At 32.4% G+C, this 26,012-nt stretch carries 26 protein-coding genes and 1 riboswitch; of the genes, 16 read left to right on the plus strand and 10 right to left on the minus strand.

Annotated elements, in window-relative coordinates; translation table 11 throughout:
• Positions 1–660 precede the first annotated feature (660 nt).
• The 4 genes from CVD18_RS11725 to CVD18_RS11735 all read right to left on the minus strand — a co-directional run bounded on the left by CVD18_RS11725 (position 661) and on the right by CVD18_RS11735 (position 4,927).
• Positions 661–1,332, minus strand: coding sequence for a response regulator (locus tag CVD18_RS11725; RefSeq protein WP_103865634.1), 672 nt, complete (start codon positions 1,330–1,332; stop codon positions 661–663).
• An 80-nt stretch (positions 1,333–1,412) separates the two neighbouring features.
• Entirely contained in the window at positions 1,413–3,488 is a 2,076-nt protein-coding gene (locus CVD18_RS11730; protein WP_103865635.1) for a sensor histidine kinase, read from the minus strand.
• A 118-nt stretch (positions 3,489–3,606) separates the two neighbouring features.
• Positions 3,607–3,774 carry a hypothetical protein gene (locus tag CVD18_RS22600; protein ID WP_158250444.1) on the minus strand — a complete coding sequence of 56 codons (168 nt, stop codon included), beginning with the start codon at positions 3,772–3,774 and terminating at the stop codon, positions 3,607–3,609.
• A gap of 415 nt (positions 3,775–4,189) precedes the next feature.
• Positions 4,190–4,927: a LytTR family DNA-binding domain-containing protein gene (locus CVD18_RS11735; RefSeq protein WP_158250445.1), complete on the minus strand. Its 738-nt coding sequence runs from the start codon at positions 4,925–4,927 to the stop codon at positions 4,190–4,192.
• A 452-nt stretch (positions 4,928–5,379) separates the two neighbouring features.
• On the opposite strand from CVD18_RS11735, the gene CVD18_RS11740 reads away from it, so the two are divergent.
• The 3 genes from CVD18_RS11740 to purB all read left to right on the plus strand — a co-directional run bounded on the left by CVD18_RS11740 (position 5,380) and on the right by purB (position 8,087).
• Positions 5,380–6,057, plus strand: a complete 678-nt coding sequence (locus CVD18_RS11740; RefSeq protein ID WP_103865637.1) for an NAD-dependent deacylase — start codon at positions 5,380–5,382, stop codon at positions 6,055–6,057.
• A 17-nt stretch (positions 6,058–6,074) separates the two neighbouring features.
• Positions 6,075–6,635, plus strand: a complete 561-nt coding sequence (locus tag CVD18_RS11745; RefSeq protein ID WP_103865638.1) for an adenylosuccinate lyase — start codon at positions 6,075–6,077, stop codon at positions 6,633–6,635.
• 108 nt (positions 6,636–6,743) lie between these two features.
• Positions 6,744–8,087, plus strand: a complete 1,344-nt coding sequence (gene purB / locus CVD18_RS11750; RefSeq protein WP_103865639.1) for an adenylosuccinate lyase — start codon at positions 6,744–6,746, stop codon at positions 8,085–8,087.
• A 214-nt stretch (positions 8,088–8,301) separates the two neighbouring features.
• Here the strand turns inward: purB and CVD18_RS11755 are convergent, their stop codons facing one another.
• The 4 genes from CVD18_RS11755 to CVD18_RS11770 all read right to left on the minus strand — a co-directional run bounded on the left by CVD18_RS11755 (position 8,302) and on the right by CVD18_RS11770 (position 10,476).
• Positions 8,302–8,844, minus strand: coding sequence for a DUF4252 domain-containing protein (locus tag CVD18_RS11755; protein ID WP_103865640.1), 543 nt, complete (start codon positions 8,842–8,844; stop codon positions 8,302–8,304).
• Between the two features lie 90 nt (positions 8,845–8,934).
• On the minus strand, positions 8,935–9,471 hold the full coding sequence (locus CVD18_RS11760; RefSeq protein ID WP_103865641.1) for a DUF4252 domain-containing protein: 537 nt from the start codon (positions 9,469–9,471) through the stop codon (positions 8,935–8,937).
• Between the two features lie 71 nt (positions 9,472–9,542).
• A complete protein-coding gene (locus CVD18_RS11765; RefSeq protein WP_103865642.1) occupies positions 9,543–9,980 on the minus strand; it encodes a hypothetical protein in 438 nt (145 codons plus the stop codon).
• Complete coding sequence (locus tag CVD18_RS11770; RefSeq protein WP_103865643.1) at positions 9,967–10,476, minus strand: RNA polymerase sigma factor; 510 nt, start codon at positions 10,474–10,476, stop codon at positions 9,967–9,969. The genes CVD18_RS11765 and CVD18_RS11770 overlap by 14 nt, the downstream gene beginning before the upstream one ends.
• 235 nt (positions 10,477–10,711) lie before the next feature.
• Here CVD18_RS11770 and CVD18_RS11775 point away from each other — a divergent pair, with 235 nt between their 5' ends.
• Positions 10,712–12,124 carry a S41 family peptidase gene (locus tag CVD18_RS11775; protein WP_103865644.1) on the plus strand — a complete coding sequence of 471 codons (1,413 nt, stop codon included), beginning with the start codon at positions 10,712–10,714 and terminating at the stop codon, positions 12,122–12,124.
• A 443-nt stretch (positions 12,125–12,567) separates the two neighbouring features.
• Here CVD18_RS11775 and CVD18_RS11780 read toward each other — a convergent pair whose 3' ends face one another.
• Positions 12,568–14,511, minus strand: a complete 1,944-nt coding sequence (locus tag CVD18_RS11780) for a TonB-dependent siderophore receptor (RefSeq protein ID WP_103865645.1) — start codon at positions 14,509–14,511, stop codon at positions 12,568–12,570.
• A gap of 78 nt (positions 14,512–14,589) precedes the next feature.
• Positions 14,590–14,929: riboswitch (cobalamin riboswitch) on the minus strand.
• Positions 14,930–15,015: 86 nt separating this feature from the next.
• Between CVD18_RS11780 and CVD18_RS11785 the strand changes: the two genes are divergently transcribed.
• The 12 genes from CVD18_RS11785 (at position 15,016) to CVD18_RS11840 (ending at position 24,592) form a co-directional block, all read left to right on the plus strand.
• On the plus strand, positions 15,016–15,528 hold the full coding sequence (locus CVD18_RS11785; protein ID WP_103865646.1) for a bifunctional adenosylcobinamide kinase/adenosylcobinamide-phosphate guanylyltransferase: 513 nt from the start codon (positions 15,016–15,018) through the stop codon (positions 15,526–15,528).
• Between the two features lie 5 nt (positions 15,529–15,533).
• The gene (gene cobT / locus CVD18_RS11790) at positions 15,534–16,577 is read left to right on the plus strand and encodes a nicotinate-nucleotide--dimethylbenzimidazole phosphoribosyltransferase (RefSeq protein WP_103865647.1); all 1,044 of its coding nucleotides are present in this window, start codon (positions 15,534–15,536) and stop codon (positions 16,575–16,577) included.
• Positions 16,578–16,644: 67 nt separating this feature from the next.
• Positions 16,645–16,950, plus strand: coding sequence for a hypothetical protein (locus CVD18_RS11795; protein ID WP_103865648.1), 306 nt, complete (start codon positions 16,645–16,647; stop codon positions 16,948–16,950).
• A 7-nt stretch (positions 16,951–16,957) separates the two neighbouring features.
• Positions 16,958–17,722, plus strand: coding sequence for an adenosylcobinamide-GDP ribazoletransferase (locus tag CVD18_RS11800; RefSeq protein ID WP_103865649.1), 765 nt, complete (start codon positions 16,958–16,960; stop codon positions 17,720–17,722).
• Entirely contained in the window at positions 17,704–18,228 is a 525-nt protein-coding gene (gene cobC, locus CVD18_RS11805) for an alpha-ribazole phosphatase (RefSeq protein WP_103865650.1), read from the plus strand. Before CVD18_RS11800 ends, cobC begins: the two co-directional genes overlap by 19 nt.
• Before the next feature lie 80 nt (positions 18,229–18,308).
• A complete protein-coding gene (locus CVD18_RS11810) occupies positions 18,309–19,448 on the plus strand; it encodes an ABC transporter substrate-binding protein (protein ID WP_103865651.1) in 1,140 nt (379 codons plus the stop codon).
• A gap of 2 nt (positions 19,449–19,450) precedes the next feature.
• On the plus strand, positions 19,451–20,482 hold the full coding sequence (locus CVD18_RS11815) for an iron ABC transporter permease (RefSeq protein WP_103865652.1): 1,032 nt from the start codon (positions 19,451–19,453) through the stop codon (positions 20,480–20,482).
• Positions 20,483–20,563: 81 nt separating this feature from the next.
• Complete coding sequence (locus CVD18_RS11820) at positions 20,564–21,139, plus strand: DUF1572 family protein (RefSeq protein WP_103865653.1); 576 nt, start codon at positions 20,564–20,566, stop codon at positions 21,137–21,139.
• Between the two features lie 131 nt (positions 21,140–21,270).
• Entirely contained in the window at positions 21,271–22,389 is a 1,119-nt protein-coding gene (gene dnaN / locus CVD18_RS11825; RefSeq protein ID WP_103865654.1) for a DNA polymerase III subunit beta, read from the plus strand.
• A gap of 85 nt (positions 22,390–22,474) precedes the next feature.
• Positions 22,475–22,861 carry a hypothetical protein gene (locus tag CVD18_RS11830; RefSeq protein ID WP_103865655.1) on the plus strand — a complete coding sequence of 129 codons (387 nt, stop codon included), beginning with the start codon at positions 22,475–22,477 and terminating at the stop codon, positions 22,859–22,861.
• 149 nt (positions 22,862–23,010) lie between these two features.
• On the plus strand, positions 23,011–23,988 hold the full coding sequence (locus tag CVD18_RS11835; protein WP_103865656.1) for a hypothetical protein: 978 nt from the start codon (positions 23,011–23,013) through the stop codon (positions 23,986–23,988).
• 7 nt (positions 23,989–23,995) lie between these two features.
• Positions 23,996–24,592 carry a hypothetical protein gene (locus CVD18_RS11840; protein ID WP_103865657.1) on the plus strand — a complete coding sequence of 199 codons (597 nt, stop codon included), beginning with the start codon at positions 23,996–23,998 and terminating at the stop codon, positions 24,590–24,592.
• A gap of 19 nt (positions 24,593–24,611) precedes the next feature.
• Here the strand turns inward: CVD18_RS11840 and CVD18_RS11845 are convergent, their stop codons facing one another.
• Positions 24,612–25,715, minus strand: coding sequence for a serine hydrolase (locus tag CVD18_RS11845; RefSeq protein WP_103865658.1), 1,104 nt, complete (start codon positions 25,713–25,715; stop codon positions 24,612–24,614).
• Positions 25,716–26,012: the final 297 nt, after the last annotated feature.

The following is a 26,012-nucleotide window of genomic DNA, read 5'->3' on the forward strand; positions in this document are numbered from 1 at the left end:
CATCCACTTTTGGTCATTGTATGGATGGTTTTATTCTTTTCATCAATTTTAAACAATCCGCAATACTCCTGCCCTAGTCTTGTAAATTCTTTACTATGAACTAGCTCATTGTTCTTATCCAAATAAATCTGAAAAGATGGCCCATGATAACAACTATGTTGCCCATCCATTATAGCTATATCTGGTGTCCCGTCAAAATTAAAATCCTGACTTATAAGAATACTCTGCTCTTCATAAGGTAATTCTAGAACATTGGTTTTTACTTCTTTGTTATCATCTAAATCAAAAATCAACTCTTCTGATTTGATTTCTATCAATTTTTTGTTTGATGATTTACTATAGATAACAATAGTTCCTTTTTTAAAAACATGATCTTCTTGCCCCTGATCTATAGTAAGTTTACCAATATATTTTGTAGAAAAATCACGTATTGTATATTCTTCCTGAGCTATTGCACTCACAGAGAGTACTAGTAGTACTAATAAAGTTTTGAGTTTCATTGATTTCTTTGATTATCTGCCCCTATAACAAACTTACATGAATAAGAATGGTCATTTTATTATCTAATCGCTTTATGTTTATTTCTTGTATAAATATACTCCAAAAAAAAGAGGTTATTTTACAAACAACCTCTATATATCTAGTAATACCATATGTTTTTTATATAAATCCTCTTTTTCTAGCTTCTTCTAGCAACATTTGGTCATCTGCCTTGGCAATAGAAAACATTTCTTTGATTTGGTTTTTTCTTTTCTCGATAGCACTTAGAGATAAACTCACATAATTAGGAAGATTTTTGGTCTTTACCCCACGAGATAAATGATATAAAATCTTAAGGTTTTTCTCATCTAGAGAAAACTTATTGGTCATCATTTTTCTAAAATGATCATTGACCGTTGCACTGTAATACGCCTTACCTTTTATAATATTATTAAACGCTAATAATAGCTCACTAGAGGTAAGATCACTTTTGATCAAAAATCCAGAAGGATTAATATTTTTAAGAATATTGTGTATTCTATGATCCTCTCTATGCATGGTCAATATAATTATCTTTGATTTTGGCAGTAATTCTTTTGCGTGTTTTGCCAAATCTTCTCCAGAAGTTATAGATCCATCAGACGAAGGTGGTAATTTGATATCCACAAAAAGCATATCATAAGGAATCGATTCTGATGATTTTACTATACTCGCATATGCATCATCACAATTGGATGCTATATCTATTTTGATTTGATATTCTTTTTGATTTTCTCCTAACAAGGTATTTTTGTACCCCTCGATAATCATAGGATGATCATCAATCATAAGAACTTTTAACTTTTTTTTCATCTTAAAAAAATTTGTTTTTTAGGTTTTAAAAATTTTGCCCATACTAAGTAACTCTGCTATCTAAAAAATAGTATATCTCGTTACTCTTCGTACAATTCTTCTACTCTAGAAGGTATCGGTACACGTACTGATACGGTGGTTCCCGAATTCTCGTTGCTTAAAAACTGAACTTCTCCATTCATCTGGTTAACTCTGGAGGTAATATTTTTTAAACCAATTCCTTTTTTAACCTTATTTGTTTTGAAACCTATTCCATCATCTAAAATAGTAAGATTTATGGTATCATCCACAAAATCAAAATTAATTTTTATAGTACTGGCCTGTGCATGTTTAAAAATATTCTGCATAGATTCCTGCAAAATTCTAAAAAAGTTTACCTTTTTCTGATCATCTATCTCCTCCCAATCAATCTCTTCTGCATTATTAAACTCAAAGTCTAATTTATGTACCCCGCATAAATCTTTGATCATATTTTCTACAGCATCTATATACGCAACATCAGATGGCAAGGTCTCTGCCCCCAGATCATGAGAGATCAATCGTATTTCTTTTTCTATAGCTTTGAGCTCATCTATATATTTATTTCTTGCCTCTGTAAACCCATCATTGGCACGCTGGTTGATCCCATCTAGACTAAGCCGTACCCCAAATAATCTACCCAATACGCCATCATGCAATTCTTCAGACATGCGTTGCTGCTCCATCTGCCTACCTTCTTCTAGTTTTACCTGTTGATTGAGTAATAATCGATAAATCTCCTCATTAGACTCCTGCTGGGTTTGCGCAAATAGCAATTCTTTATTGCTTTGTTGTTGTTTAAAAATGATATACCCCAACAAAAACAAGGCGGTCAAGCCCAGTATAGTAATAATCAAGATTTGATTCTCTTTGCTTATTTGTTGGTTTTTTTCTACAATCTCATCTGTTTCAAACTTTATTCGTGCAAATTTATCTCTAAACAATCGTTCTTCTTTGATCAAACTATCGTTGAGTTGTATATATGTATTAGCATATTGCAAACCTGTATCACTATCTGACACCTCAGATAAGAGTTGATATGCTTTTAATAATTCTTCATTGTTTTTTAAATCTAAAGAGATATCACGGGATTGTTCTGCATATTGTTGTGCAATACTATCTTTTCCTACAGATTGATAATACTCTGCTAGATGCAACGTATTGGTAGCCATACCATATTTATCATCAATACTATCCCGTATTCTTAAGGCTTTATAAAACAAATCAGGAATCTCTGTCATATCTTTAGATAAAAAATTCACATAGGCTAAATTATCTATCAATCTAGCATGTCTTCTTGGGTTTTTAGCTAAAAACTCTTTATAAGATAAAGCTTTATGATAATATTCTTTTGATTTATTATAGTTTTGTTGGGACTTATACACCGTTCCAATATTATTAAAAGAAGTCAACGTTCGTGGAATTTCATTACTTGTTCCTTTACTGTATTCTATCGCTTTTAAATGGTATTCAATAGCTTTATCATACCTTTCTAGATATTTTGTCACAGTCCCTAAATTAGTATAACATAAAGGTAAATATTCATTATTTTCGGCTTGGGCAAACTTTTCTAAAGCTTTTATAGTTACCGATTCACTCTCTGTATAATCTTTAGTTTTTCTTAATATTAATGCTAAATCAATTAAAATTTTTCCATGTTCAAATGCATAATCTTTAGGTATGTATTTTTTAGGATCTAAGGATTTATAAATTTTATCAGCTTCATGAAAATTCTGGAGCGCTAGGTCTAATTCTGATCTTGATTGCCTATAATAAATTCCTAAATACGCATATGACGAAGCTATACTCAAAGAATCGTTAATACTTTTTGATACTTTTAAGGCTTTTTCATTCATTCTTCTATAACTATCATATTCCTTCATACCATAGTACACCAAAGAAATCTTATGAATTTTTTGAATTTTAAAAGAATCATCATTTAGCGTTGCATAAATACTATAGGCCTTATCTAGGTTTTCTTTTCTATCCTCTATAGTGTTATTTTTATCCTCTGCTTTTTTTATATAAGAATTGATCAAATTGGTTTTTAATTCTTTATTTTCTATTGGCTTATTACTATCATTACAACTGATTATAAGCAAAATAACGATAACTAATCGATATAAGATTTTAAGCATCTTTAATAATTTTTACTTCTAAAGTAAACAATTATATACAATGAAAAAAGCTCTAAATTAATTTAGAGCTTTTTTGATGTTTCATCTAGTTTAAATTAAAAATTTAATTAGGTGCTAACTAGGAATTTTGACTAACTTGAGTAGGTTGTACTCCTTCACCATCTTCATCCTCTCCAAAAGTATCCTCTACTTCAATTCCAACCTCATCATTTACGGTATCAGCTTCACAAGCGATAAAAAAAGTACTTAAAAATAATATTGCGAATAATGTTTTGATAGTTTTCATAATCTTAGTCTTTTAATTTTTTAAACTTAATTTCTTACAAAAGGCTCTTGCCTTTTTGGGGGGGTTAATTAGTTATTATGTTTCTGTTTCGGTTCACTTGCGCAAGTGATTTTATTTTTTCACTAGAGTTACTTCTTACATTTTTTCTTGTCATTTTGTATCTCTAATTGTACACTACAAATGTAGTTTGATTCTGCCCAGATGCCTAATATATTAAAGAGTGTTTAGTACTTAGCCCCCCGTGGATAGTACTTGAACAGCTTATACGAGTAAATGGTCGTATTTTGGTCTTCTTATTTTTGTAGGAAATTATTTACTAATGATATCATAATACAAAAAACACCATTATCCTACAAAAAAAACCGATAAATCTTACAATTCATCGGTCGACATTTTTTATAACCCTATAGCGTTATTATATAAATATTAAACTCTTTTTTGCCAACGAGTCTTTTATCTCTTCTACATTGTTTTTATATGATTTTGAAAAAGGGATGAGGGCATCAGAATTTTTTATAGCACATTTGGCTTTGCCAAAATGTATCCTCGATACATAATCGGTATTTATAATATAACTATTATGTATCCGCACAAAATGATCGGGCAATAATTGCTGAAAATGTTTTAAGGTTTTAAACGCTTCTACCTTATTGCCATTGCTCATAATAAAATCTGTAGTATTATTATCTGCTTTCAAGTAGAGCACATCATCTACATCTACAAACCGGTAATCACCGTAGGACCTAAAGCATAAAGTGTGATCTCCTGCCTGATCAAAGTCTTTTTCAAACCTAAGTAAGGTCTTGGCGATTTGCCGCTTGCAAAACGGCTTAAGAACATAATCCATAATCCTATTACGTATCCCCTCTATAGCATAATCAGCCGTTTTGGTAATAATTACAAATTCAGGGAGTCTTGATATATATTTAGAGAGTTCTGTCATCAAAGAAAACTTGGTCTTATCACCATGCATACCTGGCACCTCTGGTTCTAGAAAAACAATTCTAGGTCTTCTCTCTAAAATTAGATCTAGCGCTTCTTGCTCATTTTTTGCAATTCCTGTACAGATATAATTAGGTTTTTCTTCTAGAGAAATTTGTATAGAATTTGCTATTTTTTTGTCGTTATCTATTATTACATACGGATATTTCATAGGGTAATCGTTTAGTAATTTTGTGTTGATGGATTGTCGTTGAGTTGTTATACCGACAAGATAGGACATTAAGACACTTTCTTGTATACGGTAAAACCGTAATATTATTGAGGAAATGCTTCATGCTCAATTAGTTACATTAAGCACTTCATCGATATTAAAACGCTTTTTATCGAAAAAAAGTATGTTTACACAAAATTTAAGCAATTAACAGTATTATTTTGATTTTGTTAAAAAAAAGCAAAAATGACGTTTATCTGTTTAAAAAAATCGATAAAATACCCCCTAAACGACTTCCTTCTATAAAGATATAACAGACATAATACGCCTCTATATCAAGAATTAAAACTAAAAAAAAGCCGCTCTTGTATATTCAATAATTTTGAATAGTTTTAACCCACTTTATACAATAGAACTTATCTAAGTTTGTATACCATAAATAATAAAGAGATATGCAAAATATAGTAGTACTTACAGGAGCAGGAATAAGTGCAGAAAGTGGTATCAACACTTTTAGAGATGCAAATGGGCTGTGGGAAGGTCATGATATTATGGAGGTAGCCTCGCCACAGGGATGGAAAAACAACCCTGAGCTTGTACTCGATTTTTATAACAAAAGGCGTAGTCAACTACATACTGTACACCCAAACAAGGCTCATTTTGACCTAGTAGCACTAGAACAAAAACACAAAGTTACTATCATTACACAAAATGTAGATGACCTGCACGAGCGAGCTGGTAGTACCTCTGTAGTACATTTACATGGTGAACTGCTAAAGGTGAGAAGTCAGCTTGATGAGACCATCGTACTAGACTGGAAACATGATCTTACCCTAGGCGATCATTGTATCCATAAATCACAATTACGTCCTCATATTGTATGGTTTGGTGAAGATGTGCCCATGATAGAGACTGCCATACAAATAACAGAGCAGGCAGATATTCTCATCATCATTGGTACCTCTATGCAGGTATACCCTGCGGCAAGCTTACTGCAATATGCACCCAAACAGACCCCTATTTACTTTATAGATCCCAACCCATCGATCGATCCTACTGCAAACCTTACTATCCTAGCAGAAAAAGCAACTACTGGAGTTGGTAAAGTTGTAGATACCTTATTAACATAACCAAATACTATTGCTTTATGAACACTCTAGAAGATATATTAACTACTATTGATCATTCTCGTGAAAAAAGAAAGTATTTTGCTTCTCTAGTACTTGATCAACCTTCTTTACTACCGCAACTACTGGCAATTTGCGCTCGAGTAGATGATGAGATATCCTGTAGAGCCTCCTGGGGGCTCGAGTTTTTGTGCAAACACAAACTTGATATTATACTACCTTACCTAGATCAACTTACAGATATGGCCGCTATGGTATATCGTCATCCAGCAGTAAGACCTATGGCTAAAATATTTGAATACCTTATTATTGCCTATTACCAAACAAAAAATGATGCCGTAATAACTTCTCTTACCACCCCGTATAGAGAGAGAATGACAGAAATCTGTTTTGATTGGCTAATTACCGATCAAAAAGTAGCACCAAAAGCATATGCTATGACTTCTTTATATTTATTAGGTACAGAATTTGACTGGGTACACCCTGAGCTTAAGGTAACATTAGAAAATAATTACAATACTGGTAGTGCTGCTTATAAGGCCAGAGCTCGTATGATCCTAAAAAAAATAAACAAAGCATAGATACCTATATCATACATATCTAAAAACATCTTGCTTATAAAATTCATGGAGTGTCCTTCGTAATTGGTAATTAATTGAATTATCTTTGCGGCTTCAAAAAATAAAACTATGTCATTATTTCCTTTGCAAGCGATCTCTCCTATTGATGGGCGTTATGCATCAAAGACCCAATCTCTTAGTGCATTTTTTAGTGAAGAAGCCTTGATAAAATATCGAGTACTCGTAGAAATTGAATATTTTATTGCACTGTGTGAGTTACCACTACCACAACTTAAAGATATAGATACTTCTCTATTTGATAAATTAAGAGCTATCTATACTTCTTTTTCTAGTGATGATGCCCAAGCGATAAAGGATATCGAAAAAGTAACAAATCATGATGTAAAAGCTGTAGAGTATTTTATCAAAGAAAAATTTGATGCACTAGGGCTACAACAATACAAAGAGTTTATTCATTTTGGATTAACTTCTCAGGATATCAATAATACTGCGATACCGCTAAGTATCAAAGAGGCAATCAACAGTGTTTATATTCCAGAATATACAGCATTGCTAGATAAATTAAAATCTCTTGTCAAAGAATGGGCTACTATACCTATGCTTGCTCGCACACATGGGCAACCAGCATCTCCTACCCGATTAGGAAAAGAGTTTCAGGTATATGTTACTAGAATTGAAGCACAGTTTGATCTACTTAACGATATTCCTAGTGCGGCAAAATTTGGTGGTGCAACAGGTAATTACAATGCTCATAAGGTAGCATACCCAGCTATAGACTGGAAAGCCTTTGGTACTCGATTTGTGCAAGAAAAATTAGGATTACATCATTCTTTTCCTACTACTCAAATTGAGCACTATGATCATATGGCCGCATTGTTTGATGGCCTTAAACGTATTAACACTATTATACTTGATCTAGATCGCGATGTATGGACATATGTGTCTATGGATTACTTTAAACAAAAAATAAAAAAAGGAGAAGTAGGATCTTCTGCCATGCCACATAAGGTAAATCCTATTGATTTTGAAAATAGCGAAGGAAATCTAGGGATTGCCAATGCATTATTTGAACACCTTGCCGCAAAATTACCTGTAAGCAGATTACAACGTGACCTTACTGATAGTACCGTACTTAGAAACATAGGAGTACCTTTTGGTCATACAATAATTGCTTTTCAGGCTACATTAAAAGGCTTGAACAAACTCTTGCTAAATGAAGAAAAATTTGCTGAGGATCTTGAAAACAATTGGGCAGTAGTTGCAGAAGCTATACAAACTATCTTAAGAAGAGAGGGGTACCCTAATCCTTATGAGGCATTAAAAGGACTTACTCGTACCAACGAAAAAATAAATCAGCACTCTATTGCTGATTTCATAGAAACCCTTGAAGTGGCTGATACTATAAAATCTGAATTAAAGCAGATCACTCCTTCTAATTATACAGGTATATAGTTATTTAGGATATTCATAAATAGACAATACCCCAAAACAAATAATAACATTGTTTTGGGGTATTTTTATATCAATTTATAGTATAAAAGGACAAAACACTACCTACTATATAAAAATAAATCCCAGCCTGAGCTGGGATCATAAACCATTATAAATGGTTTGGTACAAAAACCTAAGTTCTATATATTTTACACCAATTGAATATTGATTGTAATTAATCAAAACCCATGGTATCTACCATTTTTTTGAATGCATCGAGATTTATTTTTCCTTTCTCTACAGATTGAGCTAGTTTCACCATTTTTTCTGGTCTCATATCATCTCCTAGTATTCGTATTAATGCCAAGCCTTTTTCTTGATGTGTTCCAAAAACTATAACCTCATCAATATCATCTTCTTCTCCTTGATACTTGAGTACAACTTTGGCTCCATTTGATCCAAAACGTATCAAGGTCTCATATTGATCAGAACTAAGAATTTTCTTGATTGTAGCACGTTCTTCTTCATACTTAGCTTGATTATCATCTTTGAGTTGTAATGCTAGAAAGTTCACTTTTTTGATACTCTTTAATGCTTCTTCCTCTTCTTCATTAAGTGCCACTTTTTCTTTATCCAAAATACTAGCTGGTACATCTACAGCGATAAATGCTGCATCTTCTTGATGGTCTACAAAATATGTTTGCAAAGAGGGTTCACTATTACAACTTACTAAGAGAGTGACACAAAGCACACTCAGAATCTTAATTATATTTTTCATTCTTTATTGGTTTTTTTGATTGATTATTGTGTTATAATATGCCCTACACTTCTTTTTGAGAAAAAAGAAGTGTAGGGCATGGTACTTTATCTAGTTTCCTTTCTTTACATTTTTCAGCTCTTCACCTCCAGGAACATTCAAATGATCTGCTATTTTAGACACTTGTTTCAAATCAATATCTCCAGTAATAGTTAATACAACAGTATTAGGTCCTTTTCCACTTTCTTTTATTCCATCAAGAAACATAAACAATTCACTCACATGGTCATCGTCTTTTCCTGGTTTTGAATAAAACTTCACGTTTTTCCCGTCACTCTTTACTCTCATCAATTCTTCCATAGAGGATTTTTTGAGATAACTACTTACGTCTGCTTTCATCTTTTGCCCTACTGTAGCATCCTCTGTCGCAAAAACTTTTATATTTTTTATTTTCTCTACAAGATTCATATACTCTTGCACTTCTTTATCATTACTCTCTATGTCTATCTTACTTAACAGTTTAAACATCTTGCTTGTTACTACCACAGAGGAGACTCCTTTCATATCTTCGTATTTATCAAAAGCACTTTGTGCGCTTGATACATATGGTAATACTGCCAAAATCAGAATAATTGCTATTTTTTTCATAATATTTCAATTTTAAATACCTTACTATACTGTCTTAATAATCAGTTTTTTATAGGGTACTATGTTTTTATTTATTTTATTAATTCTTTTGTAGTGTTTTCAAATTCATTGAGGTACACTAATTCTTGTTTTCCCTCATTCATTAACTGAGAAACCATATTGAGGATTTTTTTGGTTTCTTGCAAAGCTATTTCGGGGTCCTCAAAAGTATCAACAGGTTCAGATGGGGTTGGTGCTGGTTTTAGCAAAAATATCCCAGCAATCAGTGCTACTGATGCCGCAATACCAATCCACGAATATCTGAATTTTCTGCCTGTATTTAATTTTAGATCCTGAGTAGCCATTATGGTACTCTCTTCAGAAAAAAACTGAAATAGATTTTTGTATTTTTCTAGGTGCGACGGCACAGTTTCTCTGGTAAAATAAACCTTTAATTCTCTTTCTTCAGAAATGGTCGTTTCGCCTTCAAAATACTTTTCCAGTAATTTTTCAATATTAGACAACTCCATAGTTATGTTTTTTTAATAATTCTTCTCTTATTTTTTTTCTTCCTCTTGATAGTGCAACTCTTACTGCTGTTTCATTAAGTTCCAGCATTTTTGCAATCTCTGCATTATCATATTGTTCTATATCTCTGAGCTGAACAATCATTCGTTGTTGCTCTGGCAGGTCATCCATAATCTTACCTACCCAATCCAAACTATCTTTTGCCTCTACTTGTCGTTGCAATGAGGCTTGCTCATCTTTGTAATTGCTATGCACAATTTTTAAGTTATTGGCTTGTTTGGCTTTTAGCCTATCAAAACAATAATTCTTGGTCATTGTCATTGCAAAGGCTTCTACATTTTTATATTGAGCCATCTTACTTTTATTCCTCCATAACTTCAATAATATTTCTTGAGTAGCATCTTCTGCCTCCTCATTACTCACTAGCAAACGTCTGGCCAACCTGAACAGTTTGTCCTTAAATCCATTTGTGAGTGTTATAAATGCTCGTTCTTTCATGATTGGTTGATGATTACATAAAACTTTGTCAGCTTTATATAAGGGAGACGACTACTCTAGTAATTTGTTACATTCTTTTTTTTATTTACTAATAAAGTAATTACATTTATCATTCTTATATCAAGAAACAAAGTCAGAATGAAACATTGCTAAGGCTAGAAGATATAAGGAATACCCGTCTATAGCAACTTATTAATTTCTTTTGACAAAATAAAAAAAATAAATAATAATATAAATGAAGTACATAAAGCATTTTGCACTATTACTATTTGTGATAGCTATGGCTACCTCGTGTTTTGATGATAATGATGATGTGAGACGCGTTGCTAGTTCTAATGAAATAAAAAGTTTTATCTGGAAAGGATTAAATGTATTTTATCTCTACAAAGCAGATGTGCCTAATTTGGCCAATAATCGTTTTACATCTGATCAAGAGTATACAAGCTTCTTAGAAGGTTTTTCTACTCCTCAAAGTATTTTTGACGCTTTACAATCTGATATAGATGATTTTAGTTTTCTGGTAGATGATTACATTGCTCTAGAACAAGCTTTTGATGGTATTACAAAAAATAATGGTATGGAATATGGCTTGGTTAGATATCCTGATAATCAAGATTTAGTTTTTGGATATGTACGCTATGTACTTCCTAATACAGATGCCGAAGCCAAAGGATTAAAAAGAGGAGATATCTTTAACACTATAAATGGCACACAGATCGCTGTTAAAAATTTTAGAGAATTATTAGCTCCTGATAGTTATGCTATCGGTCTGGCTACTTATGATGGCACCACTATTACTCCTACTGGCAATGCAGTTTCTCTTACCAAAGTACAATATACAGAAAACCCTGTTTTTATTGCTAAAACCATTGATGTTGGTGGTAGCCCTGTTGGGTATCTAATGTATAATTCTTTTACTGCTGATTTTGATGCTAAACTTAATGAAGCTTTTGCTCAGTTTAAAGGTGATGGGGTAACAGATCTTATTCTAGACCTGAGATATAATGGTGGAGGGTCTGTACAAAGTGCTATTGACCTATCTAGTATGATCACTGGTCAATTTAAAGGTAAAGTATTTACTACAACAGAATGGAATGCTGATCGACAAGAACAACTTGGAGCGACCAATCTTTTTACAGACAAGACAAGAGATAATGACGCTATTAATAGCTTAAATCTAACAAGGGTTTATATTCTTACTTCCAGAAGCTCTGCTTCTGCAAGTGAATTAGTCATTAATGGGCTAGACCCTTATATACAAACTATAAAAATTGGTGATACCACTAGAGGTAAATTTCAAGCTTCTATCACAGTGTATGATTCTGATAATTTTAGAAGGGATAATGCAAACACTGGACATACTTATGCAATGCAACCACTAGTGCTTAAGTCTATCAACTCTGTTGGTTTTACCGATTATTTCAATGGGTTTGCTCCTAATGTACAGGTTGATGAAGAGTTTTCTAATCTTGGTATTTTGGGAGATCAAAATGAGCCGCTTCTAAGAGCCGCAATTGATAATATCTTAGGTACACGTAGTGCAAAAAGCTATTTTACACAGCAACTAGAATCTGTAGGTAATAGCAAAATGTTCTCTCCTATATATGAACGTATGTATGAAGATTTTAATGTTGATGCTATAGAATAATCATCTAGTTATACCTGTTCTGATTTAAATTTACTCATAAGAAAAATGATGAATTTTTGACTTAGATGAAAAAGAAAACTCAAGCATAGCAGGCCTACGGTCGTGTTTTATTCTGAAATATCAGACAAAAAGGCGCGGTTTTATTGAGTAAATTTAAGTTGGAAATGGTATTAGACTACTAGCATACACTACAAAACAAAAACTCCCAAATTATTCTGTTTGGGAGTTTTTGTTTAACATAACTATACTACCGATCTACATAGTTATACGATTTACACATAAAAATTTCGTATATAGTTTGTTTCTTTTGCACTATATCTGTGTTATAAAATTCAACAATAGCTAAGGCTATTCTTTAATTTTATGCCTTAATCTAACACAAAATAATTCAAACTCTTTATACGAAATTCTTATCCATAACTCGTATTAAACCAATATAACAATTAGAATTTCAAATTAAATCCTATTCTTACATTTCTTCCTTTGGTATTAAACCCTAATATTTCTTGATAATCTTCGTTGGTGATATTACTCATTGTTGCATATACACTCATATTTTTAAGTACCTGATGATTAATATAGAAATCTAACATCCCAAAACTATTCAAAGAAACTCTTGCTGGCTCAAAAGTAACTGGATCTGCATTTGCAAAATCACTATCCCCTCGTTCTGTATTATACTGGTAACTTAAAGAAGTGTACGTCTTTTTTCCTAATTGATACCCAACAGTAGCATTAATCATATGCTTTGGTATTCTTATATTATCGGTTAATCTATCAATATTGGTAAACGTATAGTTTCCTTTTACAGATAATTTATCATCTAAAACAGCAGTAGAGGCTTCTACCTCTACTCCATCTACCTTAATATCATCTGTGGCATTAATATTAGCGAACGTAGCAGAGTCAAAAGTGATAAAATTTTCTGATGTACGATTGAAATACACAACACTCAATAATGTTTTTTTACTATGCGATACTTCTATCCCACCTTCTATCGTAGTACTTTCTTCTGGTTCTAGCTCAGGATTTCCTGAGGAGAAAGCTGTATCATATAACTGAAATAATGAAGGAGTGATATATGCTGTACTATAAGATACTAGACCTTTAATATAATTTTCTCCAAAGGAGTAACTATAAGACGGGTTTACATTATATACCAGCTGAGTATCATAAGCACTATGAATATTTAGTCTTGCTCCTGCATTAACATTAAGCCCAAAACGTGAAGCGTATACCACATTCACATAAGGATCTATAATATCAAACTCTGCATCATTATCACTAATGGTTTCTACCAAATCAGTAGTACCAAAGGGAACGCTCTCAAGATCAAAATCGCTATAAGAACCATTGGCTCCAACAACAGTGTGTAAAAAATAATTAAACGTATATTTATTATATGCATCAAATGTATGCACATCTCCTGTATAAATAGAAGGAAATCCAGATCTTGTAAGATCTCTTTCTAAGGTTGCATAACTATTGGTAAAAGTAAAGCTACCATTAGGGTATTTGATTTCCCAGAAAGAACCTGCGCGCAACTGTTTGCTTTCAAAACGGTTATCTGCATCCACACTAGCTCCTGCATCAAAATCATTTTTATATTGATCCAGATTTCCAAAAATGTGAAATTTGAAATTATCACTCCACTGATATCCTAATTTAGCATATACATTATATTTTGAAAAAGGATCACTCTTTGCATCTGGAACTTCTGCAGCAGACAACCCATCGGTGAATTGGTTTCCAAAACTTGCTAAATAGTTTACTTTTCCTACTGTTCCGTTTATAGAAGCTAGATTTACAAAATCATTAATATCATAATCCTGATCTTCTTGTGATTGATTTGTACCTATACTTGATTGAAAATTAGCAGAAATTTTCTTTTTGCTTTCTGGTTTTGTAATAATATTGATTACCGCAGTAGCCGCACCAGAACCATATAAAGTACTCGACGCTCCTTTTAGGATTTCGATTTCTTGAATCTGACTTACTGACAATAATCTAAGATCGAAGTCTCCAGCAGAAGAAGAAGGATCACTTACTGTTACCCCATCAACTCTAATAACTACCTGTCGGTTTCTCCCCCCTCGAATATAAACCCCCAAATTTTGACCTGCCGCACTACCATTACCATTAATAAATAGTCCAGCTGATCTACTCAATACAGTTGCCACAGATAATCCTTGGCTTTGCTCTAATTCTTTGGCTGTAATCTTAGTAATTACTTTACCACTTTGTTCTCTTTTTAGTTTAAATTTTGAATCAGAGATAACTACCTCATCCAATTCATTTACTCTTTTATCTATCTGGATTTCTTGTCCAAATACAAAAGAAGATCCCAGCATTAGAAATGCTGCTCCAAAAAATGTTTTTTTGTTCATTACTTAAATACTTATTTTTTACAATAGCCGGAAAAAAGTATGTAGTTTACCCATACCCAAACCTTTATCCCGAAAGTTTAGACTATATTGAACTCTGGCAGGTCTCCTGGCTTGCGTTTTGTTGTTGACCTTCCCACTTGATCTGAACTTGTTTCAGATTCTTTTATCATGCTTCAAAAAGATGCCAAAACAAGTTTGACACAAGCAGTGGTTTATTAGGAATAAACAACAAACATCTGTATCGATAACAGACATAACTTACAGTTGCGGGAACAGCTCAGGAATATTAAAACTATATTCAGGTATCAATTACTTATGTAACATCCCTCTTTTATATTTAGTCATCAAATCACCTGATTCCCTTTTAATCTTCAACCTTTTATAAGAAGGTATCAGAACCAAAATTCTGCGCGAATGTATCATATTTTATGGAAAATGAGATTACTTTAACAAATAAATAATGTATTCAACTACCTTTGCCTACTATATAATAAATCAAATCTAATGTTGTATTACATTACAGGAGGAGAACGTTCTGGCAAAAGTAATTATGCTCAAAATCTGGCATTACAATTATCAAGCACTCCTTATTACCTAGCCACTTCACGTATTTGGGATGCTGGTCATAGAGAACGTATAAACAGACATATTGCTGATAGAGACCAGCCATGGACCTCTATAGAAGAAGAAAAAGAAATTTCTAAAGTCATAAAAAACAACAGTGTAGTTGTAATAGATTGCGTTACATTATGGCTTACCAATTTTTTTGTTGACACCAATAATGATGTTGAATTATCTCTATCACAAGCCAAAAAAGAATTTGATAAACTACTTGATATTGATGCCACGATCATCATCATCTCTAATGAAATTGGGATGGGAGTTCATGCTACAACCAAAGTAGGAAGGAAATTTACCGAATTGCAAGGCTGGATGAACCAACATATTGCTCAATATGCCGATAAAGCAGTATTAATGGTCTCTGGCATTCCTGTTCAAATTAAAAACTCTAATTAGTCAAAATGCAAACAAACTTTACGATACAACCATTATCAAATCAAAAACTAGAAAATACTTTAAAAGTCAAAATTGATTCTAAAACAAAACCAATTGGAGCGCTAGGAACTCTAGAGGATATAGCACTGCAAATTGGTATGATACAGAATACAGATTGCCCCAGTTTGAATAATACTTCTATTTTGGTATTTGCAGGGGATCATGGCATTGCTCGTAAAGGAGAAGTAAATCCATATCCACAAGAGGTAACCGCACAAATGGTCTATAATTTTATAAATCAGGGCGCTGCAATCAATGTTTTTTGCAAACAACATGCTATCGATCTCAAAATAGTAGATGCTGGAGTAAATCATACTTTTGAAAACATCTCTGGATTAATAGATGCTAAAATCGATTTTGGCACCAAAAACTATCAGGAACAACCTGCCATGAGTACTTCACAATGTATCTCTGCCATAGAAAAAGGTGCTGACTTAATTGTAAAATCACATGCTGATGGATGTAATACAATAGGTTTTGGAGAAATGGGAATTGGCAACACCTCTTCTGCTTCTTTACTTATGTCATATTTTACAAAAATTCCTATAAAAAATTGTGTTGGTTCTGGTACAGGTCTTGACACTCAGGCTATCAAAAATAAACAACATATCTTATCAGGTGTATATCAGCAATACACACTATCCTCTCCCTTAGAAGCATTAGCCACCTTTGGAGGATTTGAAATAGCTATGATTACAGGAGCAATCCTTAAGGCAGCCGAACTCAAAATGACAATCATTATAGATGGTTTTATTGTTACATCTGCTTTACTAGTAGCGCATGCTATGTACCAAAATGTACTTGATTATTGCATTTTTGCACATGTATCAGAAGAACAAGGACATCAAAAAATGTATGAGTTTTTAAACAAAAAACCTTTGGTTAATTTAGGCATGCGATTAGGAGAAGGAACGGGAGTAGCTGTAGCTTACCCTATCATCGCTTCTGCCGTAGCTTTTCTTAATAATATGGCTAGTTTTGAAAGCGCAGGAGTATCTGGTAATAAGTAATAAAAAAGGGATACGTCTCAGATATAGATTCAGTGATTGGTTTATAAAAAACAAATAATATAAACAGATGAAAAAAGGAGTATTATCTATATGTATTGCTATTATTGGAATATATTTTATCTATTGGTTTAATATTGATTTATACAAAAAATCGGTTATTTTTACAGAACAATCAAACAATACTGCAATATCAAATTCCTATATTTTTAAATTCGCCAAAACCTTTACAATAGCTACCGTTTGTCTTGGTTTATTAAGCCTTTATTTTGGTGTAATTTCTTTTTTAAAGAAAAATAAGGTTGGAGGTATCGGGATTATTTTGGCAGTACTACTTATAATCTGTGCTTTTATCCCCTTTTGGAAACATATATAATTAATAGATGAAAAAAGAGATCCATATTTTCCTAACGGCATTGATGTTTTTTACTCGAATCCCATGCCCAAAATGGGTAAATCATGATCCTGAGTATTTAAAACTCAGTTCCAAATATTTCTCTTTGGTAGGAATTGTTGTAGGCAGTATAGGAGCTTCTGTTTTTTACTTGAGTTCTTTTCTTTTTTCTATAGAAATCTCATTACTACTATCAATATCTACAACAATATATAGCACAGGAGCATTTCATGAAGATGGTTTTGCAGATGTATGTGATGGTTTTGGTGGGGGATGGACAAAAGAGAAGATATTGCTCATTATGAAGGACTCTCGATTAGGAACCTATGGTACTATTGGTCTATTCCTTTTATTAGCATTAAAATTTGCTTCCTTGCAAAATATAGAGGCATTCTACATCCCTCTAGTTATAATAGCAGGGCATAGCACAAGTCGTTTTATTGCAACAACATTACTTTACACACATACGTATGTGAGAGATACAAAAGATAGCAAAGCAAAGCCTGCTGCAAAAAGTATGAATCTATCTTCATTAATTATAAGTGGAGTATGGGGAATACTACCACTATGTTTTTTTAAAAACCCATGGGTATTCATATGCTTAATCCCCATGTATCTCTCAAAAATGTTTTTGGGGTATAAGTTCAAAAAATGGATTGGCGGACAGACAGGTGATTGTGCTGGAGCAGTGCAACAGTTGAGTGAAGTTATTTTTTACCTTACTATCTTAGCACTATGGAAATATATTTGGTAAGACATACAACTCCTAATATAGAAAAAGGGATTTGCTACGGCCAGAGTGATATAGGAATCACCGAATCATTCGCCGAAGAAATAAAAGAAATACATAAAAATATTCCTTTGCATGAAATCACTACAGTATATAGTAGCCCATTGCAACGATGCAAAATATTAGCAAAGACATTCAAAAAACCAATCATACAAGATGCTAGACTCAAAGAGATGAATTTTGGAGATTGGGAGCTACAAGCATGGAACGATATTGATCAGGAAATATCAGCCCCTTGGATGAACGATTTTGTTAATGTACAAGTCCCTAATGGAGAATCTTATGTTATGCTACAAAAAAGGGTATTGGATTTTTACTATTCACTACCCCTCTCTTCAGAAGAAAAGATACTTATCACAACACACGCAGGGCCAATGAGAGCATTACTCGCACATATCAGAAAAATAGCTCTTAAAGATTCTTTTGATATTAAAATTGGATACGGTGAGGTGATATCATTTTTTATCTAAAAAACATTAACTTTTCTTTTTGAAATCATTCCTGAAACAAACTTATTCTGATTCACTATTTTTACAAAAAAACGACCTTCATGCGCAATGTCTTTCTAATCTCTTTCTTAGTACTCTTACAGATATCTTGCAAAAAAACAATTAAAGAAGATAGCTCTCTTACCGTTATGTATTTGGCTCCTCAAAAAATTGAATATGCTTCTGGATTTACCATACAAAACAAAAAAGGGTATAAAGAAATTAAAGTAACCACCCCATGGCCAAATGCAAAACAAGAACTCACTTATATATTATATCCCAAAGGAACAAATAAACCTCCAACATTTCCTAATACTACGTATATTGAAGTTCCTATAGAAAGAGTTGTTGTCACTTCTACTACAGATATCCCAATGTTGGAATACTTGAATCTTGAAGATAAATTGGTCGGTTTTCCACATACCGATTATATTTCATCAGAAAAAACAAGAACATTAATTGATAGCGGTAGTATCAAAGAACTTGGTAAAGCAGAGAATTTGAATACTGAAGTTGTTCTTGAGCTTGCTCCTGAGTTAATTATTGCTTTTTCCTCTTCTGGGGATACAAACACATATAACCTCATTCAAAAAACAGGTATTCCTGTAGTAATGAATGGTTCATGGCTAGAAGAGCACCCATTAGGAAGAGCTGAATGGATAAAATTTATAGCGGCTTTTTTTGGTAAAGAAACCATCGCAGAAGAGGTATTTCAAAACATTAAAAAAGAATATACTCAAGCCTCTACTCTAGCTCAAAATACTGCCTTATCCCCCTCTATCTTATCTGGCAATATGTATAAAGATGTATGGTATGTGCCTGGAGGTAATAGTTTTTTTGCTAAGTTTTTAAAAGATGCGAATACCAACTATCTATGGTCTGAGAATAAAAAAACAGGAAGCCTTGCCTTAAATTTTGAAAGCGTATTAGAAAATGCACAAAACGCTGACTTATGGATTGGATCTATAAATGCAGCCTCATTAAATGAATTAGAAAAAAATAATAGGCAATATACTTTATTTAATGCGTTTAAAAATAAAGCCGTATATTCTTCATCCTTAAAGGTGGGACATAAAGGAGGATTAATCTATTATGAATTAGGCCCTATGCGACCAGATTTAATTCTAAAAGATATCATCAAAATTGCTCACCCAGAGATGTTGACGGATTATGAACCTTATTTTTTTGAAAAACTAAACTGATCGTGACCCCAAACACATCATACAAACGTACTTTTATAGGTATTACAATAGTTCTACTTATCTGCTTTATTGCTAATATTAGCCTAGGCTCTGTATATATTCCTTGGCTAGATACATTGAGCAGCCTTTTTGGTGGCGTGGTAGACAAAGAATCGTGGAGACATATTATAATCCATTATCGATTACCCAAAGCTATTACGGCAATTATAGTAGGTAGTGGACTTGGTATCTCTGGTTTATTAATGCAAACATTATTCAGGAATCCATTGGCTGGGCCTTTTGTATTAGGGATTAGTTCTGGAGCTAGTCTTGGAGTTGCTATAGTCATATTAGGAAGCTCTTTTGCTGGTATAGCTTTTTCTACTTTTTTAATTTCTAATTGGGGGTTGGTTATTGCTTCTAGCTTAGGTAGTATTCTAGTCTTACTCGCTGTTATAATAGTATCTCTAAGAATACGAGATACTATGGCAATCTTAATCATAGGGCTTATGTTTGGTAGTATTACCACGGCTATAGTAAGTGTGCTATCCTATTTTTCACCAGCAGATCAATTACAACGCTATGTCTTTTGGGGGTTTGGTAGCCTAGGCAACCTCTCCTGGCATGATGTACTTATATTTTCTGGTATATTTATCATAGGAGTATTACTATCTATTCTTGCCATAAAACCTCTAAACACCTTATTATTAGGAGAAAACTATGCTCGTAGCCTTGGTTTGAATATCAAAAAAAGTCGCTTTCTTATCATCATAACAACTGGGCTACTAGCAGGTAGTATTACCGCATTTGCAGGCCCTATTGCCTTTATAGGATTGGCGATACCACATCTTACCCGACAACTTTTTCATACTTCAGATCATAAAACATTAATACCTGCCGTAGTGCTTTTTGGAAGTATTATTATGCTAATTTGTGATAGTGTTTCCCAATTACCATTTAGTGAATACACCCTTCCTATCAATGCAATTACATCATTGATTGGAGCCCCTATAGTTGTCTGGTTACTGGTACGTAAACGTAAAATGTTATTTTAATTTACAACTACATCATATCCTTATAAAACTAATAATTTAATAAATAGTATCTTATCCATCATTTTATAAAATCACATAACAATGGATTCGATAGAATATTTAGAAGGCATCAAAAAACAATTTGAATATTACAAATCTCTAGGTGAAAAAACAATGGCACAAATACCTGACGAAAAAGTTTTTTGGCAGTACAACGATGATTGCAACAATATCGCAATACTTATAAAACATCTCTGGGGAAATATGAAGTCTAGATGGACTAATTTTTTGACAGAAGATGGCGAAAAAGAATGGAGACAACGTGATGCAGAATTTGCAAATGATATCAATTCAAAAGAAGAACTTATAAATAAATGGAATGAAGGATGGCAATGTCTTTTTGATGCATTAGCATCTATCAATAAAAATAATTTTGATCAGCCCATATATATTCGTAATATAGAACATAGTATTACGGAAGCAATCAACAGACAATTAGCACATTACTCATATCATATCGGTCAAATTGTGTATATTGGAAAAATGACTACCCAAGGACATTGGCAAAGTCTTTCTATTCCCAAAGGAAAATCGCAGGAATTTAATAAAAAACGATTTGCCCAACCCAAACACAAAGCTCATTATACCGATAAGCTTACCAAAGATGATAGTAATTAAAAATTACAATTTAATAAAATAGTCAATAACTCCTCCCTGTTTGTTAATAACTATGGTTTTGCTAATACCAAAATCCAATTAGATTACAATTATATTTGCGTAAAACTGTACATAACTAGTCACACTTATATATGAAATTTATAGTATCCAGTTCTTACTTACTTAAGCAACTACAGGTATTAGGAGGGGTAATTAGCAATAGTAATACCCTCCCGATTTTAGATAATTTTTTATTTGAATTAGACAATAACTCATTGATTGTTTCTGCCTCGGATCTAGAGACAACTATGTCTGCAAAATTAGAAGTAGAATCTTCTGATCAAGGAACTATTGCCGTACCTGCAAAATTATTGTTGGAAACACTTAAGACTTTTCCTGAGCAACCCTTAACATTTGTTGCTGCAGATAACAATACAATAGAGATCAGTTCTAATCATGGTAAATATGCGCTTGCATATGCTAATGGTGAAGAATTTCCAAAAGCAGTAGAATTAGAAGATCCTAGTTCTACCAATATATTAGGAGATATTCTTGCAACTGCTGTAAGCAAAACTATTTTTGCTACAGGTAATGATGACTTAAGACCTGTAATGAGTGGTGTATTTTTCCAGTTCTCTACAGAAGGGCTAACTTTTGTTGCCACAGATGCTCATAAACTTGTCAAATACACCCGAGAAGATATTCAAGCATCTCAATCTGCAGAGTTTATCATGCCCAAAAAGCCACTTACTTTGCTTAAAGGTATTTTGGCAGGTAGTGATAGCGAAGTATTAATTGAGTATAATGAATCTAATGCCAAGTTTACTTTTGATGAAACCCAGTTAATCTGTAGATTGATAGATGGTAAGTACCCAAATTATGAAGCGGTAATCCCTAAAGAAAACCCTAATAAACTTACTATTGCAAGAACACAGTTTTTAAACTCTGTTCGTAGGGTATCTATTTTCTCTAATAAAACTACACATCAGATTCGATTAAAAATTGCTGGAGCTGAACTTAATATATCTGCAGAAGATATCGATTATTCTAATAAAGCAGAAGAACGCTTGACATGTGACTATCAAGGCGACGATATGCAAATTGGATTTAATTCTCGTTTTCTCAGTGAAATGTTAAACAATCTTAATGCAGATGATGTACAACTGGAAATGTCATTACCTAATAGAGCAGGGATTCTTACTCCTATTGATGGGTTGGATGAAGGTGAACATGTAACCATGTTGGTAATGCCAGTAATGCTTAACAGCTAAATACAACAAAATAGTATAACATAAAATCCAACTTTTTTATAGAAGTTGGATTTTTTCATTTAAAACAAGCACCTTTATAAACAGAATGAAGCTAACTCCAAAGAAAATATTTCTGATAGATGGTCTTGGTGCGCTACTTACCGCTTTTTTATTAGCCATAGTATTAACTCAATTTGAAGATGTTTTTGGAATGCCGCAGAAAACATTGCTAGTTTTATCATCTATAGCTTGCGTATATGCTGGGTATTCTCTTTTTAATTATAAATTCTTGAGGAAGAATTGGAAATTTTTTATGATCATCATTGCTATTGCCAATGTAATATATTGTTGTCTTATACTCTATTTTATTTTTTTCTACAAAAACAAATTAACCAATCTCGGGATTATATATTTTCTACTCGAAATCTTTATCATAATCAGCCTTACCTGTATTGAAATAAATACGATTGTTTCTTCTAGAAAAAATAATTGATATTCAACAATTCAAGTTTCAGTATCAAATATATCATAGTTATCAATAAAATTATCTCAAGAATACATTATTTTTATCCATTAAAAACTTCTTTACTCCATATCATTAAAAAAAATAAACTCACAAAACAATAGTGAATTTTAAATAATATGAAAGCACTACAAGTAATAGCTATATTTATAATACTCTTTTTAAATATTCATTTCTTACATTGTCAAATTGAAAACACTAGTATTGAGGTTTTACAAAATCAATATGCCCAAAGCTTATTAGAAAGCAACTATCCACGATCTCAAGGGTATTCTTATGGTCAAGATCATACTTTGCATCATCCTGATCATGATTTTACATTAGGAAGCATACAAGTAGATATTCTTAAAAACTCCTTAGGAGATTTTAATCAAGATGGTATCAAAGACTATTGGGGTAGTGTGATAGATGAGGGACTAGGAGGCGGTGGTAATGCATTTGGCTATGAAATAGGTATTTTTCAACTTTCAAAAACTGATGAACTTTTATTCATTCCTTATTTTGAAGGAGGTAAATTTTCTGATATACACTATACACTTGATGGTTACAAAAATGAAATACCTATAATTGGTGTAACCCCTAATTTTCAAGGAAGTTATGGTCTTTCTATTGAAAAATCAGAAACTGTAGCTATCGCTTTTGAAAATGGTGAAATAATCTCAAAATCTTATGAAAATAATTGCCAAATGGCACAAATGAAAAACAAAAGTATTTTTAAAGAACCTCTTCTTAATGTACAAAAGAAAGAAACTCTAAGTGAGTTTCTAGAAGTACAACAACAAGAAACTTATATTGATAATACAATTACATATCAAGCTGACATAAGTGGTTGTAATGATTTTTTTCTGAATTTTTATGCCAATACTAAAACAGAAATGAAAGAAGAGAGATTTATTCAAATAGTATTTGATTTTCTGAATACCCACACTAGGTTTCCATCAATTGTAAAAAAATTAAAACAACAATATCACCATACAGGTATCTCGACTGATACTGATTATCTACCAACAGAATCAGGATGGAGTTATAATATTAAGAGCTATACATCAAAAGGCGACACTTATCTAAGTCTTAAATATTATCATAGAAATCAATAACACTTATATGAAATATAATTTTCTTTTACTTTCTATATTTCTACTTTATTCCTGCATTCAACACAAATCAAAACAAGAATCTTTATCAACTAATATCCATACAAAAACAAAAGAAGAGTCTTTACAAAATGGCATAGTACATACAGATTCTATTTTTAAGAAATATGAGTATAAGACAATTACAATTAGAGATGTTACTCCTAAACTCTATCACCAGCACAAAATAGTACTCAATCTATATAAAAAAGGGAGCCATCATTTGTATCAAAAAATCACACATTCTTTCTACTCCATGACTTCATATAAACCAAAGGTTTTTGATTTTAATTTTGATGGCTTAGAAGATTTTGCTCTAGAAGAAGATAATACTATAAATACTGGTCTTGTTCATGGATTTTATATGCAAAAAAAGAATGGCTTGTTTATTAGAAGTGATTTTCCTTTCTCTTTTATTCCATCAAAAATTGATTATGATAAACAAACACTAACGGTATATAACATCCTAGGGTGTTGTAAAATTCACAGAGCCGTTTATCAATTAAAAGATAAAAAGTGGGAACAAATAGAATCCGTAGTTGAAGAAATGGAAACATCATCTGATTAAACATTAGTTAAACTCCTCATTATAAACTCTCAACAATATTCCTAAAGAACATACTTGAAGAGTTATCTAGAATCACTATACAGGTTTTTCTTTTTGTATTTCTTATAATATATGTTCTTGCAGCCATCCATAAACCTGTATGTATTACCACACCTTCATCCATGATCATCCAACCAAAACCATAGTCTGATGTTTCTCCTGTAGTCAATACAGGTTTTTTAAAAGCTTCTTTCAAATTATCTTTACTTAACAGTTCATTTTGATACCAAAATGTATCCCATATTACAAAATCATGTACACTACAAAAAACGCCACCATCTCCTGCCACTCCATCAATAAAAGTAGGTTTTATCTCTTTTATACCTCTTATCGTTTCATCAAACCCTCCTGTCTTATTTTTAAATGTTTTTTCTTCTGATAATAAATTCCATACTCTGGTATCTTTCATCCCCAACGGTTCAAAAAGATGAGTTCTCATATAGGTTTCAAAAGATACATCTGAAACAACCTCTATAATTCTGGCTAGTAGAATATAATTTGTATTAGAATACTTATATTCTGCATTGGGCAAGAAATCTATTTTTGGTTTATTTTTTATTAATAAATCCACCGCCTTTTTATTAGTCAAAACACCAATCTTTTCTTTATTCTTTTTTGCAAGCTTCATGTATTTATCTGGTACTCCCGATGTTTGGTTCAACAGATGCCTAATAGTAACCCCTTTATAAGGGAACTCTTTTATGTATAATGACACCTCTTCATCATAATCGATATCGCCTTGCTCTTTTAGAAGCATAATTCCTGCTGCTGTAAATTGCTTGGATACAGATGCTAACCGTAATGAAGAATGTATAGAGAGCTTCTCTTTTTTTGAATAATCAGTATACCCATATCCTTTTATAAGTAATGGTTTGCCTTCTTTAGAGATAAGTACCGCTCCATTAAATTTATTTTGTCGCTGTAACTCCTCAAACCACTTATCCATCAACACCACCTTTTCTTCATCGGTAACATTATCTGGCAATTCTAACTCAGGAACTTGTAAATAAAATGTAAAAAACCAGGTAAAAAAACCAACAATCACGACTACAACCCCTAATAAAATATAAAGTGCTATTCTCATCTATAATTTTGTTTTGATAATTAGTTATACTATGAGAATAAGTTTATAGAGTCAACCTTATACTACTCACAACTTATTGCACAGCATAAAACAACAGTAACTTTCTCTATTAGTGATCAATGCAAATAGAATGTTACATAAAAAAACAACGCTCTAGTTTATAATTGCTATTATTCGTATCTTTAATTCATGGATTTAGAAAAGATAAAAGTTGAAATAGGTAAGTTATCCATTGAAGATCAGGCTTTATTGGCGGCAGAACTTGAGAAATTGACTTTGAAAGGAAGTCCCGCAGTT

Source organism: Aquimarina sp. I32.4 (genome assembly GCF_002924285.1).
Classification (GTDB): Bacteria; Bacteroidota; Bacteroidia; order Flavobacteriales; family Flavobacteriaceae; genus Aquimarina.

What these genes read in the sequence shown, in the direction of transcription:
- CVD18_RS11725 (WP_103865634.1), bottom strand. Translation starts at nt 1,332, where the DNA reads ATGAAAAAAAAGTTAAAAGTTCTTATGATTGATGATCATCCTATGATT.
- CVD18_RS11730 (WP_103865635.1), bottom strand. Translation starts at nt 3,488, where the DNA reads ATGCTTAAAATCTTATATCGATTAGTTATCGTTATTTTGCTTATAATC.
- CVD18_RS22600 (WP_158250444.1), bottom strand. Translation starts at nt 3,774, where the DNA reads ATGAAAACTATCAAAACATTATTCGCAATATTATTTTTAAGTACTTTT.
- CVD18_RS11735 (WP_158250445.1), bottom strand. Translation starts at nt 4,927, where the DNA reads ATGAAATATCCGTATGTAATAATAGATAACGACAAAAAAATAGCAAAT.
- CVD18_RS11740 (WP_103865637.1), top strand. Translation starts at nt 5,380, where the DNA reads ATGCAAAATATAGTAGTACTTACAGGAGCAGGAATAAGTGCAGAAAGT.
- CVD18_RS11745 (WP_103865638.1), top strand. Translation starts at nt 6,075, where the DNA reads ATGAACACTCTAGAAGATATATTAACTACTATTGATCATTCTCGTGAA.
- purB (WP_103865639.1), top strand. Translation starts at nt 6,744, where the DNA reads ATGTCATTATTTCCTTTGCAAGCGATCTCTCCTATTGATGGGCGTTAT.
- CVD18_RS11755 (WP_103865640.1), bottom strand. Translation starts at nt 8,844, where the DNA reads ATGAAAAATATAATTAAGATTCTGAGTGTGCTTTGTGTCACTCTCTTA.
- CVD18_RS11760 (WP_103865641.1), bottom strand. Translation starts at nt 9,471, where the DNA reads ATGAAAAAAATAGCAATTATTCTGATTTTGGCAGTATTACCATATGTA.
- CVD18_RS11765 (WP_103865642.1), bottom strand. Translation starts at nt 9,980, where the DNA reads ATGGAGTTGTCTAATATTGAAAAATTACTGGAAAAGTATTTTGAAGGC.
- CVD18_RS11770 (WP_103865643.1), bottom strand. Translation starts at nt 10,476, where the DNA reads ATGAAAGAACGAGCATTTATAACACTCACAAATGGATTTAAGGACAAA.
- CVD18_RS11775 (WP_103865644.1), top strand. Translation starts at nt 10,712, where the DNA reads ATGAAGTACATAAAGCATTTTGCACTATTACTATTTGTGATAGCTATG.
- CVD18_RS11780 (WP_103865645.1), bottom strand. Translation starts at nt 14,511, where the DNA reads ATGAACAAAAAAACATTTTTTGGAGCAGCATTTCTAATGCTGGGATCT.
- CVD18_RS11785 (WP_103865646.1), top strand. Translation starts at nt 15,016, where the DNA reads ATGTTGTATTACATTACAGGAGGAGAACGTTCTGGCAAAAGTAATTAT.
- cobT (WP_103865647.1), top strand. Translation starts at nt 15,534, where the DNA reads ATGCAAACAAACTTTACGATACAACCATTATCAAATCAAAAACTAGAA.
- CVD18_RS11795 (WP_103865648.1), top strand. Translation starts at nt 16,645, where the DNA reads ATGAAAAAAGGAGTATTATCTATATGTATTGCTATTATTGGAATATAT.
- CVD18_RS11800 (WP_103865649.1), top strand. Translation starts at nt 16,958, where the DNA reads ATGAAAAAAGAGATCCATATTTTCCTAACGGCATTGATGTTTTTTACT.
- cobC (WP_103865650.1), top strand. Translation starts at nt 17,704, where the DNA reads ATGGAAATATATTTGGTAAGACATACAACTCCTAATATAGAAAAAGGG.
- CVD18_RS11810 (WP_103865651.1), top strand. Translation starts at nt 18,309, where the DNA reads ATGCGCAATGTCTTTCTAATCTCTTTCTTAGTACTCTTACAGATATCT.
- CVD18_RS11820 (WP_103865653.1), top strand. Translation starts at nt 20,564, where the DNA reads ATGGATTCGATAGAATATTTAGAAGGCATCAAAAAACAATTTGAATAT.
- dnaN (WP_103865654.1), top strand. Translation starts at nt 21,271, where the DNA reads ATGAAATTTATAGTATCCAGTTCTTACTTACTTAAGCAACTACAGGTA.
- CVD18_RS11830 (WP_103865655.1), top strand. Translation starts at nt 22,475, where the DNA reads ATGAAGCTAACTCCAAAGAAAATATTTCTGATAGATGGTCTTGGTGCG.
- CVD18_RS11835 (WP_103865656.1), top strand. Translation starts at nt 23,011, where the DNA reads ATGAAAGCACTACAAGTAATAGCTATATTTATAATACTCTTTTTAAAT.
- CVD18_RS11840 (WP_103865657.1), top strand. Translation starts at nt 23,996, where the DNA reads ATGAAATATAATTTTCTTTTACTTTCTATATTTCTACTTTATTCCTGC.
- CVD18_RS11845 (WP_103865658.1), bottom strand. Translation starts at nt 25,715, where the DNA reads ATGAGAATAGCACTTTATATTTTATTAGGGGTTGTAGTCGTGATTGTT.